Origin of the sequence: Chitinophaga sp. CF118 (assembly GCF_900112615.1) — a bacterium.
GTDB lineage: Bacteria > Bacteroidota > Bacteroidia > Chitinophagales > Chitinophagaceae > Chitinophaga.
In genome coordinates this window covers 1,854,662-1,875,375 of sequence record NZ_FOMK01000001.1, presented here as the reverse complement: position 1 = coordinate 1,875,375, position 20,714 = coordinate 1,854,662, and the positions used below count along the sequence as shown (strand labels likewise).

Below are 20,714 nucleotides of genomic sequence, written 5' to 3'. Positions count from 1 at the left end.
TTATTCCTTGTTGTGAAAATGCTGATATACCAGCTTGGCCTTGGCATTCCCTATTTCTTTAACCAGCTCTTCTTCCGACAGCTGTTTGATCTTATTCACGGAACGGAATGTTTTTAACAGTTGTGTAGCTGTATTTTCCCCAATTCCCTTAATCTCCTCCAGTTCATTTTTAAACGTGCCTTTACTTCGCTTCTGCCGGTGAAAGGTGATCCCGAAACGGTGCACTTCATCCCGCACACGGCGGATCAGTTTGAGACTTTCACTATCATATGGCAACTTGATACTGTCTTTATCTCCAGGGAAAAATATTTCTTCTTCATTCTTCGCCAACCCCACAACTGTCATACTCCCTATCAGGTCTAGTTCCCGGATACTCTCCATAGCTGATCCCAACTGCCCTTTACCTCCATCTATGATCACCAGCTGGGGAAGCGGTTGATTTTCTTCCAGCAATCGCCTGTAGCGGCGGAAAACCACCTCCTTCATGGAGGCAAAGTCATTAATACCCACTACTGTTTTAATATTGAAGTGCCGGTAGTCTTTCCTGGATGCAATACCGTCTTTAAATACTACGCAGGCTGAAACGGGATAACTACCCTGGAAGTTGGAGTTATCGAAACACTCAATATGTACTGGTAATTGTTGCAGTTCAAGATCGGCCTGCAACTGATACAGCACCTTCTTCTTCTCCATATCAGTTTTACCTTCCAGATGAAGAATCTTTCTTTTATAGAGTTCCTCTTTAAAGTAGTTTACATTTTTTTCTGAGAGTTCCAGCAGTTTCTTTTTATCGCCACCTTTGGGAACAGTTATCGTGATCTGCTGTTCCGGATATTCCATGTCAAAAGGGACTACTATTTCCGGTGCCAGACTATTAAACGCATCACGGAGATACCCTACAGCATAAGTAAGTACTTCTTCGTTCTCCTCCTCCAGTTTTTTCTCCAGCGTGACTGTTTTTGTATCGGCAATAGTCCCGTTCAGTACACGTAAATAATTGACATAAGCGTGGTTGCCTTCACTAATGATGGAGAACACATCTACATTTCCTACACGGGTATTTACTATGGCAGACTTCGACTGATAGGCATTCAGGCTCTCAATTTTCTTACGCAGTATTTCTGCTTTTTCGAATTCCATATTCAGTGCATGCGCTTGCATCTGTGCGCGGAACTGTTGTAATACGGGGGTAAGATTTCCTCTTAAGATGTTTTTTACCTGTTGCAATCCTTCACGGTATTCCTCTTCTGTTTCCAGGCCTTCACATGGTCCTTTGCAATTACCGAGATGGTATTCCAGGCATACTTTATACTTGCCTTTGTTCACATTCTGTGGTGAAAGGTTGAGATTGCAGGTGCGCAAAGGAATGTTATAACGGATCATATCCAGCAATTCTCTGACACGCCCTACGGAAGTAAAGGGGCCCAGGTATTCAGAGCCATCTTTTATGATGTTACGTGTAAGAAATACCCGTGGAAAGGATTCATGTTTGATAACTATATAAGGATACGTTTTATCATCTTTGAGATCTATATTGAATCTTGGCTGAAACTGTTTGATCAGGGAATTTTCCAGCAGAAAAGCATCCTGTTCGGAGTTTACGATTGTAAACTCGATGTGATGAATAGTTTCAACGAGTTTACGTGTTTTATAATTGTCATGGTTTTTTACAAAATAAGAGCTTACTCTTTTACGCAGGCTTTTAGCTTTACCTACATATAAGATTTCATTCTTTTCATTGTAGTATTTATAGATACCCGCTTGAAGGGGTATGGTATGTGATATTAGTTGAAACTCTGCTGCTGTCATTTTTTAGATCAGTTATTAGACCTGAGCAAAATTTTTACATCCAGTTCTTTAGATGGCAGAAATGCAATCTTCTGCCAGGTGGTGATACGGATGTGTTTGTTATGCTGGTACTCCAAATGTTGCTGATACTCATATATGAGATTCAGCACATGTTTATTAAGCTGTACATTTTCTATCTGCTGGGTATTATTGATATTCAATATTACCTCCTGTGGAAGGGTGATCTTATTCCTGGCTTTGTACAGGAGAGAACGTTTACCGGTAAACTGATCTGCCAGTGAGATGGTATCGTATGCATCCCTGAGTGAAGGTTTGTTAAGATCTATTTCCAGGAAAGGTTGCAGCAGATTTTGTAATTGCGCCGAATCGGGGGCATTAATGGTAACACTATCCCGCTGATTATTAAGGGTAACCGTTTTATAAAGTACTGGTTTATGCTGACTGATAAAAGCAAGTTCCTGCTTAAAGTATCCTTTTAAATCCCTGTAACTGGTGACTGGTGTTTGCTGCTGATTAGCTCCGGTGCCACAGGAAGTGAGGGCAAAGATTGCCATGGGTAATATCCAAGAGAAACGATCATCCATCTGGCAAAGTTAGGGAAGAATAGGTAATGCATTCTGTGATAAAAATAATGCGCCGTAAAAACGGCGCATCTGATGCATGAGCAAATCTGTCGAGAGCACTAAAAAAAGGTTAAACGAAAGAACTGAGGTAATAGTTACAGTGAAAGAAGAATATAAAGTGTAAACCTTCCTTGTATGTTATAAAAAAAGCTGTCCTGGTAGGCCGGGACAGCTTTTTTTATAACATATACTTTATTATATCAGTACGGTTCCTGTCATTTCCTTTGGGATAGGAAGGCCCATGATAGTAAGGATTGTAGGCGCAACGTCACCCAGTTTACCTGGTTTTAATGTCCCCTTATAATCATTACTTATAACAAAGTAGGGAACCAGATTCAGAGTGTGAGCTGTATTAGGAGTACCATCATTATTTATCATGTAATCTGCATTGCCATGGTCTGCTGTCAGGAACACGGTATAGTCATTTTCCAGGGCCGCAGTTACTACTCTGGAAACGCAGGTGTCTACTGTTTCCACCGCTTTGATAGCGGCTTCCCAGATGCCTGTATGGCCTACCATGTCAGCATTTGCAAAGTTGAGGCAGATGAAATCAGCCGACTTACTTTCTATTTCCGGAACGATGGCATCTGTGATTTCGAATGCACTCATTTCCGGCTTCATGTCATAAGTAGCTACTTTCGGAGAAGCGATAATTAACCGGCGTTCACCCACATATTCTTTTTCCCGTCCGCCAGAAAAGAAGAAGGTTACGTGTGGATATTTCTCTGTTTCTGCAATACGGATCTGGGTGCGGTCATTTGCTTCCAGTATCGCTCCCAGCGTATTATCCAGATTATCGTTCTCAAAGATCACATGCACGCCTTTGTATGTTTTATCATACTCGGTCATGGTGGTATAGTTCAATTGCAGCGGCTGCATACCAAAATCAGGGAAAGCCTGCTGGGTAAGTACCTGCGTAATTTCACGGCAACGATCTGTGCGGAAGTTGAAACACAGTACTGCATCCCCATTCTGGATAGTAGCGATAGGTTGCTGCTGTTCATTGGTAACAACAATCGGTTTGATGAACTCGTCCGTCACACCTTCTGCATAAGATGCTTTTATAGCAGTGATAACATCATGTGTAGGGGTACCGGTACCATGTACCAGTGCATCATAAGCCAGCTTCACACGTTCCCAGCGTTTATCACGGTCCATTGCATAATAACGTCCTGTAACGCTGGCCACTTCACCAGTGGTTTGTTTTAGATGTTCAACGAGATCTGTCATATATTCCAGTCCGCCTTTAGGATCGGTATCACGTCCATCTGTGAAGGCATGGATAAATACTTTAGTGATGCCTTTTTCCTTTGCTATCTGCGTCAGTGCTTTCAGGTGGCTGATGTGAGAGTGTACACCACCATCACTTACCAGTCCTAGCAGGTGGAGTGCCTTGTCGTTCTCTTTGACATAGCTAAAGGTAGCCTGCAATACAGGATTTGCAGCCAGTTCCCCTGAACGGACAGCTACATTAATACGCTGCAATTCCTGGTATACGATACGACCGGCTCCAAGATTGAGGTGTCCTACTTCTGAATTACCCATTTGTCCTTCTGGTAAGCCTACCTGTTCGCCGCAGGTAACGAGTGTACTGTGTGGGTATTTGCCATACAGGCTGCTAACAAAAGGTGTCTTTGAATGTGCTATTGCATCTGCGGCAGGAACCTGTCCTTGTCCCCATCCATCCATGATAACGAGAATGGCTCTTTTCTTTTCCATATATCCGGTTGAGATTTTTATGAAGTGACTGAAAGTAAATCTTACTTCCGGGCTCAAACTTATTGAAATGGGAGCAAAAAACATACTGGATTTAAAATGCAGAGAGAACTTTTATTTCAGTTAGGTTTTATTGTAAAATTATATATTAATATATTTGCATTAATTAATGCCTGTGCAATACAACGATGATTGTATTTTAAATACTAATCCGCACTTTGGCATAGTTTTAGCCCATTTCACTTCTAATGATGAAAACTTTACTACTTAATAAAATACTGACGATGAAAAAGTTAATGTATGTGCTGGGGGTGGTGTTGTTTGGAGGCATTATTACTGCATTTACACTGTCGGCAGCTACTATGAAAACCACTGCTGCAGGCCCATTTGAGGATGTAGTAAGTTCAATTAAACAAGGAGATGTCAGCGGATTATCCCGTTATCTAGATAATACGGTTGAAATTAATATTTCCGGCAAATCAAATTCATATAGCAAGTCACAGGCAGAGATTATCCTGAAAGATTTTTTTGCAAAGAACCAGGTAAAATCATTTGAACTGATTCACCAGGGTGAAGGTGGTGGTGGCTCCCGTTTTGGAATTGGGAATATGGGTACTACCGGTGGGGCTTTTCGTACCTCTTTCTTTCTACAGAAGAAGGGTGGTTCAATGGTGCTGAATGAATTACGTTTTGAAAACAAATAGTAGTAACGTGCTAACAACAATATTTTGAAAGTCCGGAACTTCCGGACTTTTTTTATTTTAGATAACCTATTCTTCATACAGTAAATCAGAACTTAAGTTACTTTCGTTATTTTAAACCGGTAGTATGTTACAGGAATCAGCACTTACAAATCTTATACAAAACGCCCTGGCAGAGGATATTGGTAGCGGAGATCATTCTACACTTGCCTGTATCCCATCTACAGCAAAAGGAAGGGCACGCCTGATGATCAAAGAGAATGGGATTTTAGCCGGAATGGAAGTAGCGGAGAAAATATTCCGGCAGCTGGATGCCTCTACGATATTTGAGCCGTTTAAAAAGGATGGAGAAGTGATGAAAGCGGGAGAAGTGGCATTTGAAGTGGAAGCCTTCGTACATACCTTACTGATGGGAGAACGGTTAGTGCTTAACTGTATGCAACGAATGAGCGGGATTGCCACACTTACACATCAGTACACAGAGAAACTGAAAGGATATCATACCCGTTTGCTGGATACCCGCAAGACCACTCCTAATTTTCGTTTACTGGAAAAGGAAGCGGTCCGGATTGGAGGGGGTGTAAACCATCGGATGGGATTGTATGATATGGTGATGCTGAAAGATAATCATATTGATTTTGCAGGTGGTATTACTGCTGCTGTGAATAAAACAGTGGCTTACCTGCAATCACAAAATTTACCCTTGCAGATAGAAGTAGAGATGCGTAACCTGGAAGATGTGAAGGAGGTGCTGGCTGTGGGGCAGATCAACCGGATAATGCTGGACAACTTCACTCCTTCCCAGCTCAGTGAAGCACTTGCATTGATTGACGGGCGTTATGAAACGGAAGCATCCGGAGGTATTAATCTGGATACGTTGGAAGCATATGCAAAAACAGGAGTGGATTATGTATCTGTCGGAGCTGTTATTCACCATGCGGTAAGCCTGGATCTGAGCCTAAAAGCTATTTAGTTATTAACAAGAAATCCCTAACGTTGAGAAAGATATTATTCATCATCAACCGGAAAGCCGGTACAGACAGAGAGAAACGCCTGGAAGGAGTTATCAGGCGATATTTAACTCCCAAGGCATTCTCGGTCGAGATCACCCATTTAGCATACCTGGGACATGGCACTGTGCTTGCCAGGGAAGCGGTAGAGCAGGGAGTGGATACGGTAGTGGCTGTTGGTGGTGACGGATCAATTAATGAAATTGCACAGGGGCTGGTAGGCACTGATACTGCACTGGCCATTATCCCGCTGGGGAGTGGGAACGGCCTGGCAAGGGCACTTAAAATACCAATGAAGGTGCCTTATGCTCTTGAACTGATTGCAGATGGTAGACGCCGTCCGATGGATGTTGGATATGCGAATGAGCATTTGTTCCTGAGTAATGCAGGAGTTGGCTTTGATGCACTGATTGCCGATAAGTTCAGGCATACCCAGAAGAGAGGGCTAATGGGATATGCAAAACTGGTAATCGGAAGTTTTAATAAGTATAAAGGACCCTTATACCAGATCGATATTGATGGGCAAAAAATGGAAAAGCAGGCTTTCCTGTTCACCGTAGCAAATGGGAACCAGTTTGGCTATGAGTTTAAACTGGCACCGAATGCCAATGTGTTTGACGGTGATCTGGATGTATGCCTGGTACCTCCTGTTCCATTTTACGGATTGCTGCCTATTGGCTTTTATTCGCTGAGAGGAACAATAGATAAGACGCGTTATATGCAGCATTACAAAGGGAAGAATATAACTGTGACAAGCCCTGAGCTGGCACATTTACAGGTAGATGGTGATGCCGTGCCGTTGAGCGACGGGGGAAAGGTAAATTTCCGTATAGCGCCTGCTGCATTGCAGGTGATTGTTAATCGATTTTAAAGTAATTTCTATGTCCAAGAAAAAAGGTAATTCCGGTGGCATTGTATATTCAACGAATCCTGATTATTCTACTGATAGTCCCGAGCCTGAAGAAACAGATACATTAGGTAATTCACATCAGCAGTTAAGGGTGAAGCTGGATACTAAAAAACGTGCGGGAAAAGTAGTGACATTGATAGATGGTTTTATTGGTAAGGCGGATGATCTTGAAAAACTGGGAAAAGAATTGAAAACAAAATGTGGGACAGGTGGTAGTGCTAAAGACGGGCAGATATTAATACAGGGCGATTATAAGGATAAGATAATAAAGTGGTTGCAGGAATGGGGGTATAAAGCGAAGTAAATTAATTTATGCCGGATTGTGAATGATCATAAATACACTACATCTGCCTGTTTAGGTTCTTAATTTAACTTTAGAATAAGATTAAAGATTGGTTCATTGATTATACTTCACCTGATCATCACGGCAGATGTATTTATGGATCATTCGCAATCGCACTTTATCAGCACATCTATAGATGTGCATAAGCATCCTGAAGTTGCGCAAATAAGGGAGTAGTCCTTTAATAAATATCCATCATATAAATATAAGATGATGTAAGCCCTCTTTCTTTTTATAGTGTACGAAAAATGTGCGGAGAATGCCCTGTCTGGCTTTTAAAGAAATGTGTAAAATTAGCCGGTTCCTCAAAACCCAGGCACCAGGCAATGGCTGCAATGTGCCAGTCAGTATGCCGTAAAAGGAGTTTGGCCTCCAGCAGAATCCTTTGCCGGATATGTTCGCTGGTGGTATGACCAGTTACCCGTTTAATGGTAGCATTCAGGTGATTAGGGTGTACATTCAACATCTGAGCGAACTCACCTGCGGTTTTCAACTGCACCTGTTCCTGTTCTGAAGCGATGGGGAACTGTTTTTCCAGTGCATCAGTAAACCGTTCTGCCAGTAACTGTGCGGTGGTTAAGGAACGCTGATGATCATTTTCAGGCGCCCCAATCCTTTTAGCTTCCAGCAGGAGTAACTGCAGATAGATGACAATTGCTTCCTGTCTGTAAGCGGATGTGTCACTATGTTCTTTCATTAGTTGCTGAAAGATTTGCTGAAGATAAAGGCATTGCTCCTCTGTTAACTTCAGAGCTGCATTGGCCCCAATCTGGAAGAGTGGATAATGTAGGATCTCATCCCGGTAGTGTCGCTGCATTTCGAACAGATGTTCTGTAAACATGCAATAGTATCCGTCCTGTGGGCCTTCAGGCTGCCAGGTTTTTACTTCCAGCTGATTGATGAAGATCAGCGTAGGCGCTGTTATTTTATATTCACGTTCTCCTAACGTGAAGGTTCCGTGGCCTTTAGTAATAAGGGAGATCTTGTAATAATCACGTCTGCTGGCAGAGATATATTCTTTACAGGGATTAGTTGCACGTGAATGTACAGCAAAACTACTTTTGGCTGGTACTTTTGGTGAAGCAGGAGCCTCTACGGCTACCTGAAGCAGATTGTTACCAATGTTTTTCAGCCCCACACGTTGAATAGTTTTGCGATTATTATTGGTGGCCATACGGTTAAAGTTAGTAAAAAAGCCGGGCTAAGTTGTTACTTATACTCTCGGTTTAATGATGTGCGGATATAAATATATACAGATGGTAGGCGGACGACAGATGAGCAAAATATGCCTGCCAATTCACCATTTGTATCAATGTTGCATTTTTAAATTTGATAAATTAACAAAGATTTCACAAATTGAGTTCACCTTTATCAACCAAAATCTTGTTTTCATCACAGGCTTTTTGATGAACTGCTTATCAACTATAAAACCAACTATCTGCATAGCAGCTATACAAGATTATATACGGATTACATGTTTCTATTTACCAAACCTATATTTAGTGTAATGACAACATGTAATCCGTTCTCTATTCCTTCCCCTTTTATTGAATTCCAGGTCTGTCCTCCTCTGTTATGGTCCCGGTTACTATTGAAATAAGTCCGGAAACATCTGTTCGGCTATCTTAAAACCGGACAGATGTCCCACTTTTGGACTTTTACCAGGCATAAGCCTCTACTACGCTGACAAATATTCTACTTTGTGATAACAAATTCAATTTCTCCGAAGTTCAATTCAAGTAATATTCCATCTTTTTCCAGGCATAAGCGTCCGTCTGGCAGTACGTTCCTGATAATTCCTTCAAAGTATTCTCCATTCATACGATAAAGGCCGGGTTGTTCGAAGCGGAACAGCAGGCTTTTGTAGGTGTTGAGCATGCTGGTATAATTTGACGGATGTAGTGTCAGGATACGTTCCTGCAGGCAGGTGCATAATTCTTTCGCCAATGCCACGGCATCCCAGGTTTTACCTGTTATCTGACGCAGAGATACAGGGTTTGGCAGGTGGTCCGGAAAGGTAGTCTGATTGATGTTCAATCCGATACCAACAATGGCATATTGCCATGTATTGCCACGCAGAACATTTTCTATCAGGATACCCCCTGCCTTTCTGTCACGCCAGTAAATATCGTTACTCCACTTGATACCGGTTTCATCACCAGCATACTTTTTGAAGCAATCGTATGCTGCCAGGGCTACTGCCACGCTTAGCATAAATTGTCTGGAAAGTGGCAGCATTCCGGGTTGCAGGGCGATGGTCAACATAATGTTTTCACCCGGCGGAGAGAGCCATTGTTTACCACGTTGCCCTTTTCCCGCTGTTTGTTCCATAGCGAACCAGGCTGTACCGGAAGTTATTGTTCCGGTATTGACCTGCTCCATGGCATAGTTATTGGTGCTGTCTACTTTGTCTAAAATGTAAAATGGCTGTCCGATCACAGGGAATTCTTTTCTGAAATATTTTGAAAAAAGCAAAGTAAATCATTTTATCTTTTCCTTAACATAAAGCAGTCATCGGTATTACAATAGGCAGGAGGCATCAAATGCATGGTTACCAGGCTTTAACTTCAATATTGGAAGGGTATTGGAGCGTATTGTAACAATAGTATATTCCGGTGTTTATTTGCCGCTTGTTTAGTAATTTTGACAATTAAAGTTTATTTTTAACCAAAAGAGATTTTATTGGCACCCTTAACCGTTCTGAGTACGAGAAAAAAAGCGTCAACGCGCTTGAGTAGAGAAAGCGAGATTTTTTCCATCATCATCAAGGCTATCCAGGATAAAAAAGGAGAGAATATTGTTTCCCTGGATCTGCGCCAGATTCCTGAAGCTGTGGCTGATTTCTTTGTTATATGTGAGGCCAATTCCAATACACAGGTTAGGGCTATAGCAGACTACGTAGAGCACCAGGTACAGGAGCACTTGGGAGAGGAACCTTACAAACACGAAGGATTTACCGCACAACAATGGATACTTGTAGATTATGTGAATGTTGTAGTGCATGTATTCCAACCCGAAACCAGGCAGTTTTACAGCCTGGAAGACATGTGGAGTGATGCAGAACGAATGGAGCATAATGAGAATAACTAATAACTTTTAACTATTACCGACATCCGTAAAGGAGCGTAAGATTATGGAAAGAGGCAACAACTTCACCAAGGGGTCAGACAAATCGCCAAAGAAAGGACCAAAGTTCAATATATACTGGGTATATGCCTTTATAGGGGTTGCCCTGCTGGCTATGAACTTTTTTAATTTCGGAGCCCAGCCTAAAGAGCTAAGTTTTCAGGAATTTCAACTCGATTACCTGAAGCCAGGAGATGTAGATAAACTCGTGGTGGTGAATAAAAAGGCTGTAGAGGTTTACATTAAGAAAGAGCGGCTGAACGAGCCCAAATTTGATAAAGTGGCAAAGGGCCGTTTTGGCGCGCCAAATGCCGGTCCGCATTTCCGTTTCAGTATAGGCAGTGAGGAAAGCTTTAAAGCAGATATGGACAAAGCTCAGGCTAACACACCACTGGAAGACCAGGTAAAGGTGATCTACGAAGACAGACAAGGATGGTTTGAGCCATTCATTCAGCTGCTGTTGCCGTTAGTATTACTAATTGGTCTGTGGGTATTACTGATGCGTAAAATGGGTGGTCCTGCCGGTGGCAGTGGTGGTCCTGGAGGCATCTTTAATATCGGCAAATCCAAAGCAACATTATTTGACAAGGGCACCCGCGTGAATATCACGTTCAGCGATGTGGCCGGTCTGGATGAAGCGAAAGTGGAAGTCATGGAAATAGTAGATTTCCTGAAAAATCCAAAGAAATATACGGCCCTGGGAGGTAAAATCCCTAAAGGTGCTTTGCTGGTAGGCCCTCCGGGTACCGGTAAAACCTTACTGGCCAAAGCAATGGCTGGAGAGGCGCAGGTGCCCTTCTTCTCTATGTCAGGTTCTGACTTTGTGGAACTTTTCGTAGGTGTGGGTGCAAGCCGTGTACGTGACCTCTTCAAGCAGGCTCGTGAAAAAGCTCCATGTATCATCTTTATCGATGAAATTGATGCGATAGGCCGTGCAAGGGGTAAGAATGTGATGATGAGCAATGACGAACGTGAAAACACCCTGAACCAGTTACTGGTGGAAATGGATGGTTTCGGTACAGATAGCGGTATCATCATCCTGGCAGCAACTAACCGTCCAGATGTATTAGACAGTGCATTACTGCGTCCAGGTCGTTTTGACCGTCAGATCTCCATTGATAAACCGGATCTGGCTGGAAGAGAAACCATTTTTGAGGTGCATCTGAAACCAATTAAAACTTCTCCGATTCTGGACGTTAAGAAGCTCGCTTCCATGACACCTGGATTTGCAGGAGCAGATATTGCCAATGTATGTAATGAAGCGGCATTGATTGCTGCACGTAAAGGCAAAACGGAAGTGGAGATGGATGACTTCAATGATGCGATTGATCGTGTGATTGGTGGTTTGGAAAAGAAGAACAAAATCATTTCTCCTGAAGAGAAAGAAGTGATAGCTTATCATGAAGCTGGTCATGCTATCTGCGGATGGCACCTGGAACATGCTAATCCACTGGTAAAAGTTACAATTGTACCACGTGGTGTTGCTGCTCTGGGATATGCACAGTATCTTCCTAAAGAACAGTATCTCTACAATACTGAGCAGTTATTGGATGATATCTGTATGACTCTCGGTGGCCGTGCAGTAGAAGACCTGGTATTTGGCAAAGTATCTACCGGTGCGCAGAATGACTTACAGGTAATCACCCGTATGGCTTATGCAATGGTAACTGTATATGGTATGAACGATAAAGTAGGTAATGTATCTTTTTATGATCCAAACAGTGATCAGGCATTTACAAAACCTTACTCTGAGGAAACTTCTAAACTGATAGACGAAGAAGTTCGTTTACTGATCAACAAGGCTTATATAAGAACAAAAAACCTGCTTACAGAAAAGCTGGACCAGGTGAAAATACTTGCACAGGAATTGTTGAAGAAAGAAGTGTTGTACCAGGCAGATCTGGAAAGACTGATCGGTAAACGTCCTTGGGATGTTCACCGTGAACATCAGAGGGCGAATGAAAGCCTGGGCACTGATGGTGTACATCCTTCGGATATCATCAATCCATCGCCTTCACCCGCTAATGCGTAAGCTGATATGAAGATATCTCCTGCCAAGGAAAATATTCTTAAGAAAGTAAGAAATGCATTGAGTCAATCGGTACAGTTGCCCTTCCCTAATGCGGAGGGCAACAGTGCCGTTTTTATAAAGGAGCACGACGGGCTGGAAATGAAGTTTGCAGAGGAATTTGCCAAATTACAGGGGAAATTTATATTCTGCACCAGTAAAAATGAAGTGGCTGATAACCTGTTAGCACTTGTTACCAGTAAAGAATGGGATGATGTGTATTGCCAGACACCTTCTCTGATGCAACAGTTACAGCTAAAGCAATTCCCTTTTATGAATAAAGGGGATATGCATACAGCACAGGCAGCTATTACTGATTGCGAATGCCTGGTGGCACGTACAGGAACTATTGTACTCAGTGCGGCACAGCCTTCCGGCAGAGCATTACCAGTATATACGCCTGTTCATATTGTGATAGCTTATACACATCAGTTGGTGTTTGATTTGAAAGATGCCATTGCCCGGCTGAAAGATAAGTACCAGGGAGAATTACCTTCTGCTATTTCATTTGCTTCCGGTCCAAGCCGGACGGCAGATATTGAGAAAACGCTGGTAGTAGGCATACATGGTCCTAAAGAAGTGTATGTATTCCTGATAGATCAATAAAACGTTTTATTAGTTTACTATATTTGAGCAGCGCATGATTACTATCATGCGCTGTTTTTTTAATAATCATATTATTCCAACCAGCTATGAGGAGGTTGTTCCTGTTTATTTTTACTGCTTTTGTATTAGGGTCCTGCGGACAGTCCCCTTCAAATAATAGTAATGGTGCCAGTGATGTCCTGGCAATAAAGGATCCCTGTGCCGTTATTTTCAGGCCGGCAGGTGACAAACTGCAATCTTTGAAAAGCGATTTCGGGGAGAAGAATTTCCCTGGAATTTTGGCATTCAATAAAACAACGATTACTGCTGATAGCTTGTTTCTGGCATCAAAAGGTATTAAAATTATCACCACTTCTGCCACCCAACTACAGTTTGTCAGACGAAACGGAGAATCTTCATACATCAATCTTAATCATCCTAAATATGCCTGGGAAATCTTCTTGTTTACAGGCTTCGGGGATCCTGTAAAGGCCGATCTTGGGGATATTGAAACTGCTTTTAGCGAAGCAGGATTTAAATAGTATTAATTATTGATCTTTGCAGGGCGCAAGTAGTATAGGATTTATGCATCATCATCATATTCATCTTCCGGAAAACAAACGTATTTATTTCGCATCAGATTTTCACCTGGGTGCGCCCAATGCCGAAACCAGCAGGCAAAGAGAAAAGCGCATTGTACAATGGCTGCATGAAGCTGCTAAAGATGCACATCATATCTTCCTGGTAGGTGATATTTTTGATTTTTGGTTTGAGTATAAAGAAGTGATCCCCAAAGGATATACCCGCTTGTTGGGAAAACTGGCAGAACTGAGGGATAATGGTATTGGAATCTCTGTATTTATTGGTAACCATGATATGTGGATGAACGGGTATTTTGAAGAAGAACTGAACATCCCTGTTTACCATGAGCCACAGACATATAGTATAAATGACAAACAATTTTATATAGGTCATGGCGATGGGCTTGGGCCCGGAGATCATGGCTACAAACTTCTGAAGAAAGTATTCCGTAACCCGGTATGCCGTTGGTTATTTTCCGTGATACATCCCTCCTGGGGTATTGCATTGGCCAATTATTTCAGCCGTAAAAGCCGTGCTGCAACAGGAATGGAACTGGAACATTTTCTGGGAGAGGAGAATGAGTGGCTGGCTATCTACAGTAAAGAAATTTTACAACACACACATTTCGATTACTTCATTTACGGACACAGGCATTTGCCAATGGATTTGGAGGTGGGCCCCAACAGTCATTATATCAACCTGGGCGACTGGCTGAATTACTTCAGTTATGCTGTATTTGATGGAAAGAATACAGAACTGAAATACAATAAATAATCAGGCATCCAAAATCTCATGTAAGATAGGCGGTGAGTGTAATTCTGTAAAGTCTGGTAGATGCAGTTTGAAAAAATCCAGGTAGGCATACAACAGTTTCCTACGGATATCTTTATTCATCGAAATATTCCCCAGGCTTTCCCATTCATAGCATTGGAATAACCGATCGGTTAGTTCACTATTGGCCGCGTCAAGGTAATTCGTGTGATGCGGTGGCATATCTGTAAAGGAACCTTCCAGTAAATCCAGGTAGGGAGCGTATTCGGAATAGCGTCCATTGATCCGGAAGCCAAGATGTTCTGCCAGTTTTAGGGTAAAATATAATGGGATGTTGGCGGCTATTGTTAACGGGGTTCTGTCGAGTGTCTCCAGTGCCTGTTCTGTAAAATAATAGAGTTCCAAATGTTGTTCCGGTTCCCGCAGGCTTTTCTGCAATAATTCTATCATATAGAGCGCCACTGTACTCTTCACTACATTAATGTTCAGGGATACAGGAATGTAACCCAGTTTAAATTCTGAAATACGTTGAATGCTTTTCTGTTCATAATGGTAAACGATCAGATCTAATATATTACCGGGTTGCAACAGATTGCCTTTTGCTTTCGGCTTTGAGGATCTTACCCCATTTATCATGTATGACTGTACACCGAAGAGTTCTGTAAAGATGTTCACAATGGCACTAGTATCGCCATATTTGATTGTTCTTAATACGATGCCGCGTGTTTTATGTAACATAATTGATAGCCAAAGCTACAGATAAAACAATACATGGCATTGCTACAAACAGGATATCCCTTTAATTGATAAATACAATTTTGGCGACTATGTGCTCTCCTTCTGTTTCGCTGGTGGCAAACACAAGGTATACACCGCTCTGCGGCCGGTGACCAGTATAATCCACACCATTCCAAGTGGCCTGACCACCTAACGCTCTTGTTTGAAACACTAATCTGCCGCTGATATCTGTAATTTTTACAAGTGCATTTTGTGCCAGCCCACGGATAGCTATAGTGCCACCATATGCCGGCGGCACGGGGTTAGGAAATACCAGCACTGAGTCTTTTTGCATGGTGGTACCTTCAGTAGCAGTGCCATGCCAGGACATCAATCCTTTTTCTGTAGCAAAATATACTTCACCTGTAAGAGGGTCTATTGTAATTTTATAGATATGGTTTCCTGGCAGCGGGCTATTCGTTGTGCTAAACTGTTCAAGTATACTTTCCCCGTCTGCACTTACCAGCCATGCGCCGTTGAGGGTCCCCACCCATTTCCTGTTAGCACCGTCTACCGCTATGGTGTTCACCTGTTCATCCTGAAAGAGGTACCCGGCAAAGTCATCCTGCTTTATAATGGGCAGATACGCATTACAAGCGCCAGTTGCAGCCTCCTGAGAACAATTCATAATAGCAATCCCGCGACCTGTGCCCACCCATATACTGCCATTTTTATCTTTTGCAAGACAGTATACATCATTGGAGGGTAGATTACCCTGTTGAGCCCCCATCCGGAACTGTCGCCACTGATCATCTGCAGTATTTTCAAGGGTATTGGCATAGTTAAGTACAAAAAGTCCATTGCCCTGTGGGGATGCCATCCATACTTGTCCATAATCATCTGCCACCAATTGGCTGATGGCGTTGTACGTTTGTGCATAGGGACTCCGGAAGGAAATCCAGGAGTTATCCGGTTTTTTCACAAGGAGGTTCCTGCTGGCTCCATAGTCGGCCACCCAGAGATTACCCAAAGCATCTGTTGCCAGTCCGCTTACGTTGGTCACGTTGGTGTAGTTGATATAACTCCCATCCGCACCAAGATATAGAAGGCCACTACCAAAAGAACCGGCATAGACACCGTTTCCATCTGGTGCTGAGGTAAGTGTAAGCAGATCTTTTACTGAAGGATGGAATTGTTGCCACTCCCCTTTATTAAAGGTATAATATCCGTTGTTGTTGCCGGTTGCATTCCAGGTGTCATTCACTCCACCGGCCGCGGCCCAAAGTGTGTGCCGGACAAAGATCATATCGCCGGTGATGATACTGGCAGGACCATTGGGCGCAATGGGTGTAAACAGGCCATTGCTATATCGGATAAGCCCTTGAAGGGAATCAGCAATCCATGTTTCCTGTCCATTGGCTACGGTAGCCAGCGGAGCCTCAATGTATTTGTCCTGTAATGTAGCTGAAGTGGTGCCATCCATCTGTAAAGTTACGATGCGTGGGCTCCCCATTTCGCAAACCAATAACAGCTGGTCGTTCACGGAGAGGTTGGTAATAGGATTACCATCGGTATACCAGGGCTGCCAGGTATCATTTTCCAGTTTATAGAGTTGTTTTCCCTGTTGACAAATGAGGGTGTTACCCAGCTGGATCACCTGCCAGACAGTATCAGGTTGTAGTCCCTGTAGTACAGGTGTCCAGTTCCTGAAGTCCGCCAGGTTACTGCCGGCCACAGGTGCTTTCTTTATACCCTCTGCGGTGGCGGCATAGAAATAATTATTATTTATGGCAAGGGCATATACGGGAGTATATGCTCCGCTATTGCCGGTAATCCAGGTATCGGCGATTTCTGGTTTAGAAGTATTTACCACTACTATGCCTAATCCTGTACAGAGATAAGCATTATTATTACTGAAAAGGATCCGGAAGATGGACTTATCTGCGGATATCTGTTTACGCTGAATGTCCGGAATATTATAAATGTTATTGCCTTGTAAGAGGTCGAGATTGCTGTTACGGTAAGCAATTAGTACACTGTTATTATTACTGCCTATTGTACTGATCCCAATATCATGGAGTCCGTTCACTTTACTGTAACGGGTAATGTCCTGTTGTTCGCCGGTAGTGACGGAAAATAGTCCTGCAGATGTAGCGCAGAATACTTTATCGGTATTTAGAGTAACTGCTACTGCTGGTAACCAGGGAAGGTATTCCTGCCACTGACCCAGGGGCGTTTGTGCATGTGATGGCATGCCAGTGTATAAAAAGATAAATAGTAGTGTAAGGAAACGGTACATGCATCAAAAATAGTTATATGTTATTACTTTATGACACTTACTGTTCTATAAGCAAACCGCCCTGTTTTTTAGACAACTTTAATTACCTTTACGCCCTTACTAAACTACAACGATGCTTATGTGGCAACGCCTAGCAGGTTTCGTACTAAAATTCCGGTTACCGTTACTGGTAGTATTGCTTGCCGGAACTGCCGTGATGGCTTATTATGCCAGCAAGGTGGAATTATCCTATGAGGCCAACAAATCTATACCGCTTGACAACCTTAAATACAAGGATTATCAGCAGTTCAAAAAATTGTTTGGAGAAGATGGCAACCTGATGGTGATAGGTGTACAGACTGATGACTTTTTTAAAGCAGATTTTTTCCATGACTATGTACAGCTGAACAAAGACCTGAAAAAGGTAGAGTATGTTGAGAATGTGCTAAGCGTACCTTTTGCTATTAACCTTGTAAAGAATGACAGTACACATAAGCTTACTGCCGGTCCACTTTTTAAAGGAGAGCAGTTTCAACAGACCGAACTTGACAGTCTGTCCGCTATATTTCATACCCTTCCGTTTTATAAGGGGTTGTTATATAATGAGGATACCCGGGCTTATATGATGATGGTGAACATCAACAAGGGTGTAATGAATACGTCCAAACGTATTAATGTGGTAAAGAATATCATGGCGTTGGGCACTGCATTTGGAGAAAAGCATCATACAGTTGTAAGGATGAGCGGCTTACCGCTGATACGTACAATTATGGCAACCAAGGTAGCGGATGAGTTAAAACTGTTCCTGAAATTGTCTTTTGTATTAACAGCGCTGATCCTGTTCCTGTTCTTCCGCTCTTTTGGTTCGGTGTTCATGTCTATGATTGTTGTTGCAATCGGTGTAATATGGTCTGTTGCCACGATTGTGCTATTAGGATATAAGATCACGTTGTTAACAGCTCTGATCCCACCATTAATCGTTGTAATCGGTATTCCCAACTGCGTATATTTCCTGAATAAGTATCATATAGAATATGCCAAGGATGGCAATAAGACACGAGCACTGGTGCATATGATCCAGAAAATGGGTATTGTTACCTTGTTTACCAATCTTACTGCTGCTATTGGTTTTGGTGTATTCTGTTTTACCAAGAGTTCTATTTTACGCGAGTTTGGAGTGGTAGCAGGATTGAACATTATGTTCATCTTCCTCATCTCTTTTATCTTCCTGCCATCGGTGCTCAGTTATCTGCCAGCGCCAAAGACGAAACATACCAGTTACCTGGATAATCCTCTTTTCCGTGCCTTACTGAACGGGCTCACAGCATTGGTATTTACCTACAGGAAATGGGTGTATTTTGTCACAGCAATATTATTGCTGGTTGCTATAACAGGGATGTTACGTCTTAAGTCTGAAGCTTATATGCTAGATGATATTCCCCAAAGTGACAAACTGTACACTGATCTGAAGTTCTTCGAACATAACTTCAAAGGAGTAATGCCTTTGGAGATCTCAGTGGATACAAAGAAAAAGAATGGGGTAGTAAACCTCAAAACATTGGAAAAGCTGGATGAATTGTCTAAACTGATCACTGCACAGGCTTATTTTGCCCGTCCGCTTTCGGTAGCAGAGGGGATTAAATTTGCAAAGCAGGCGTATTATAATGGAGACAGTTCGAATTACAGTATTCCTAACCAGTTTGATATTGGTTTCCTGGCGCCCTACCTGCGTATGAAAGGTGGAGATGCCAATGCCAGTAAGGAAGCTGCTACATTCAGCAGGCTGGTATCTTCTTTCATGGATAGTACCAGACAAGTGGCTCGTGTAAGTGTAAATATGGCGGATGTTGGCTCCCGTGAGTTGCCCATTCTGCTGGATTCACTACGGCCTCAGGTGAATGCGATCTTTGACACCGCACAATATAAAGTGACTTTTACCGGTACCAGTGTTATCTTCCTGGAAGGTAGCCGCTTTATCATCAACGGTTTAACAGAAAGTATTCTGCTGGCATTTGTACTGATCATTTTCTGTATGTTGTACCTGTTCCGTTCATGGCGCATGCTTATCATCTCAATTATTCCCAATGTGATACCACTGGCAGTGACAGCAGGTGTAATGGGGTGGGCCGGTATTGCACTGAAGCCGTCTACGGTACTGGTATTCAGTGTTGCGCTTGGTATCGCGATAGATGTAACCATCCGGTTCCTGGTGAACTTTAAACAGGAGTTACCTAATAATAACCTGGACATTTCTGCCACAGTAAAACAGACGATCCATGAAACAGGGCTCAGTATTATTTATACTTCGATGATTCTCTTTGCCGGATTTATGATCTTCAGCTTTTCGGAGTTTGGAGGTACGAAAGCATTAGGATGGCTGACCTCGCTAACACTTGTGTTGGCAATGATCACCAACCTGACAATATTGCCTGCAATGTTATTATGGATGGAAAAAACATTGATCAAAAAGGCGCAAAAGAAAGAACTCTGGAATGCATTAGATGAAGAGGAAGATGTAGATATATCAAAGCTCGGGCTTGATGACAAGAACGAATAATATTCACATGAATTATAACATAAAACGTAGAACGCTCAGTACATTATTGTATTGAGCGTTCTGTATTAATCCCAAATAATCTAGTGGGCGGCATTCATACCCCGTTTTCGCCGTCTGTATAAAAGGGTCCTGCATACCCATTAAAAAGTGAGAGGTTTATCATGCCATTCTAACCTCTTTTAGTTCATTAGTTCATGAAAAACAAATACTTAAAGGGCGCTCACTTATCTGAGCGTAAATTTAAGGAGATACTACGGCTGTTTGCCGAAGATCTTACCGCCACGCAGATTGCCAATATTAGTGGGGTAAGTCGGGTAACTGTAAATAGTTATCTGAAAAAAATCCGTCAGCAAATAGCCCGACATTGTGAATCCTTATTGCCCGCAGATCAAAAAAGCCGGTCACAGGTCTCAGACCCATCCATCCAACACCCGCCCATCACTACTGTTAAAACAGAAGTCAGCACTAATATCAAGCCGGTGGTATTTGGAATCTACAGAGCATCTGACAGGTTACATACAGAGATATTACCCGATGTAAGCCGTTCCATGATCCATTCTGCGGTGAGAAGCAGCCGTTCGATCCTGGAAACGCAACATCCGGCAGAGAGAATGCGCCGTTTCAGCAATGTGGCTGATCTGGGGCAGTATCGTCTCTATAACCTGGAAAATGAAGGAACCATTGCCAGGGCTGATGATGTAGATGCTTTTTGGGGGCTCACAAAACATCGTCTTGCAAAATTTAAGGGCCTTAACCGTAGTACGGTTTACCTGCACCTTAAAGAATGCGAATTCCGGTATAACAACAGGAATGAGGATATCTATGAAACGCTACTGGAATTACTGCAGACGCAGCCATTGAGCCTTTCTTAGTACTATTCTCTGAATAAAATTTTGTTTAGATCTGGGATACCCGGAT

At 42.6% G+C, this 20,714-nt stretch carries 18 protein-coding genes; 11 read left to right on the top strand and 7 right to left on the bottom strand.

Features of this window, described 5'->3' with window-relative positions; all coding sequences use genetic code 11:
* From uvrC to gpmI, 3 genes are all read right to left on the bottom strand, one after another.
* Positions 1-1,809, bottom strand: coding sequence for an excinuclease ABC subunit UvrC (gene uvrC, locus BM176_RS07335; protein ID WP_090101103.1), 1,809 nt, complete (start codon positions 1,807-1,809; stop codon positions 1-3).
* Between the two features lie 8 nt (positions 1,810-1,817).
* Complete coding sequence (locus BM176_RS07330; protein WP_090101102.1) at positions 1,818-2,393, bottom strand: hypothetical protein; 576 nt, start codon at positions 2,391-2,393, stop codon at positions 1,818-1,820.
* 234 nt (positions 2,394-2,627) lie between these two features.
* Positions 2,628-4,151 carry a 2,3-bisphosphoglycerate-independent phosphoglycerate mutase gene (gene gpmI, locus BM176_RS07325; RefSeq protein WP_090101737.1) on the bottom strand — a complete coding sequence of 508 codons (1,524 nt, stop codon included), beginning with the start codon at positions 4,149-4,151 and terminating at the stop codon, positions 2,628-2,630.
* 281 nt (positions 4,152-4,432) lie between these two features.
* Between gpmI and BM176_RS07320 the strand changes: the two genes are divergently transcribed.
* The 4 genes from BM176_RS07320 to BM176_RS07305 all read left to right on the top strand — a co-directional run bounded on the left by BM176_RS07320 (position 4,433) and on the right by BM176_RS07305 (position 7,073).
* Positions 4,433-4,852 (top strand): DUF4783 domain-containing protein, encoded by a 420-nt coding sequence (locus tag BM176_RS07320; RefSeq protein ID WP_177230326.1) that lies wholly within the window; start codon positions 4,433-4,435, stop codon positions 4,850-4,852.
* Between the two features lie 124 nt (positions 4,853-4,976).
* Positions 4,977-5,822: a carboxylating nicotinate-nucleotide diphosphorylase gene (nadC, locus tag BM176_RS07315; RefSeq protein ID WP_090101098.1), complete on the top strand. Its 846-nt coding sequence runs from the start codon at positions 4,977-4,979 to the stop codon at positions 5,820-5,822.
* A 23-nt stretch (positions 5,823-5,845) separates the two neighbouring features.
* Entirely contained in the window at positions 5,846-6,730 is an 885-nt protein-coding gene (locus BM176_RS07310) for a diacylglycerol/lipid kinase family protein (protein WP_177230325.1), read from the top strand.
* Positions 6,731-6,740: 10 nt separating this feature from the next.
* Positions 6,741-7,073, top strand: a complete 333-nt coding sequence (locus tag BM176_RS07305) for a translation initiation factor (RefSeq protein WP_090101094.1) — start codon at positions 6,741-6,743, stop codon at positions 7,071-7,073.
* Between the two features lie 271 nt (positions 7,074-7,344).
* Here BM176_RS07305 and BM176_RS07300 read toward each other — a convergent pair whose 3' ends face one another.
* Positions 7,345-8,286: a helix-turn-helix domain-containing protein gene (locus BM176_RS07300; RefSeq protein WP_090101093.1), complete on the bottom strand. Its 942-nt coding sequence runs from the start codon at positions 8,284-8,286 to the stop codon at positions 7,345-7,347.
* Positions 8,287-8,807: 521 nt separating this feature from the next.
* Positions 8,808-9,587 (bottom strand): biotin--[acetyl-CoA-carboxylase] ligase, encoded by a 780-nt coding sequence (locus BM176_RS07295; protein ID WP_255373460.1) that lies wholly within the window; start codon positions 9,585-9,587, stop codon positions 8,808-8,810.
* 255 nt (positions 9,588-9,842) lie between these two features.
* On the opposite strand from BM176_RS07295, the gene rsfS reads away from it, so the two are divergent.
* The 5 genes from rsfS to BM176_RS07270 all read left to right on the top strand — a co-directional run bounded on the left by rsfS (position 9,843) and on the right by BM176_RS07270 (position 14,247).
* A complete protein-coding gene (rsfS, locus tag BM176_RS07290; protein ID WP_255373459.1) occupies positions 9,843-10,202 on the top strand; it encodes a ribosome silencing factor in 360 nt (119 codons plus the stop codon).
* A gap of 43 nt (positions 10,203-10,245) precedes the next feature.
* Entirely contained in the window at positions 10,246-12,270 is a 2,025-nt protein-coding gene (gene ftsH / locus BM176_RS07285) for an ATP-dependent zinc metalloprotease FtsH (RefSeq protein WP_090101089.1), read from the top strand.
* Positions 12,271-12,276: 6 nt separating this feature from the next.
* Positions 12,277-12,912: a LutC/YkgG family protein gene (locus BM176_RS07280; RefSeq protein WP_090101087.1), complete on the top strand. Its 636-nt coding sequence runs from the start codon at positions 12,277-12,279 to the stop codon at positions 12,910-12,912.
* An 86-nt stretch (positions 12,913-12,998) separates the two neighbouring features.
* On the top strand, positions 12,999-13,433 hold the full coding sequence (locus tag BM176_RS07275) for a hypothetical protein (RefSeq protein WP_090101085.1): 435 nt from the start codon (positions 12,999-13,001) through the stop codon (positions 13,431-13,433).
* Positions 13,434-13,449: 16 nt separating this feature from the next.
* Positions 13,450-14,247: a UDP-2,3-diacylglucosamine diphosphatase gene (locus BM176_RS07270; RefSeq protein WP_255373458.1), complete on the top strand. Its 798-nt coding sequence runs from the start codon at positions 13,450-13,452 to the stop codon at positions 14,245-14,247.
* On the opposite strand, the gene recO is transcribed toward BM176_RS07270, so the two are convergent.
* Together recO and BM176_RS07260 are read right to left on the bottom strand one after the other, a co-directional pair.
* Positions 14,248-14,982 (bottom strand): DNA repair protein RecO, encoded by a 735-nt coding sequence (gene recO, locus BM176_RS07265; protein WP_090101081.1) that lies wholly within the window; start codon positions 14,980-14,982, stop codon positions 14,248-14,250.
* Positions 14,983-15,043: 61 nt separating this feature from the next.
* Positions 15,044-17,260, bottom strand: a complete 2,217-nt coding sequence (locus tag BM176_RS07260; RefSeq protein WP_090101068.1) for a type IX secretion system anionic LPS delivery protein PorZ — start codon at positions 17,258-17,260, stop codon at positions 15,044-15,046.
* A gap of 118 nt (positions 17,261-17,378) precedes the next feature.
* On the opposite strand from BM176_RS07260, the gene BM176_RS07255 reads away from it, so the two are divergent.
* Complete coding sequence (locus BM176_RS07255) at positions 17,379-19,796, top strand: efflux RND transporter permease subunit (protein WP_090101066.1); 2,418 nt, start codon at positions 17,379-17,381, stop codon at positions 19,794-19,796.
* Positions 19,797-19,990: 194 nt separating this feature from the next.
* Positions 19,991-20,668, top strand: a complete 678-nt coding sequence (locus BM176_RS07250) for a LuxR C-terminal-related transcriptional regulator (protein ID WP_090101065.1) — start codon at positions 19,991-19,993, stop codon at positions 20,666-20,668.
* Positions 20,669-20,714 lie beyond the last annotated feature (46 nt).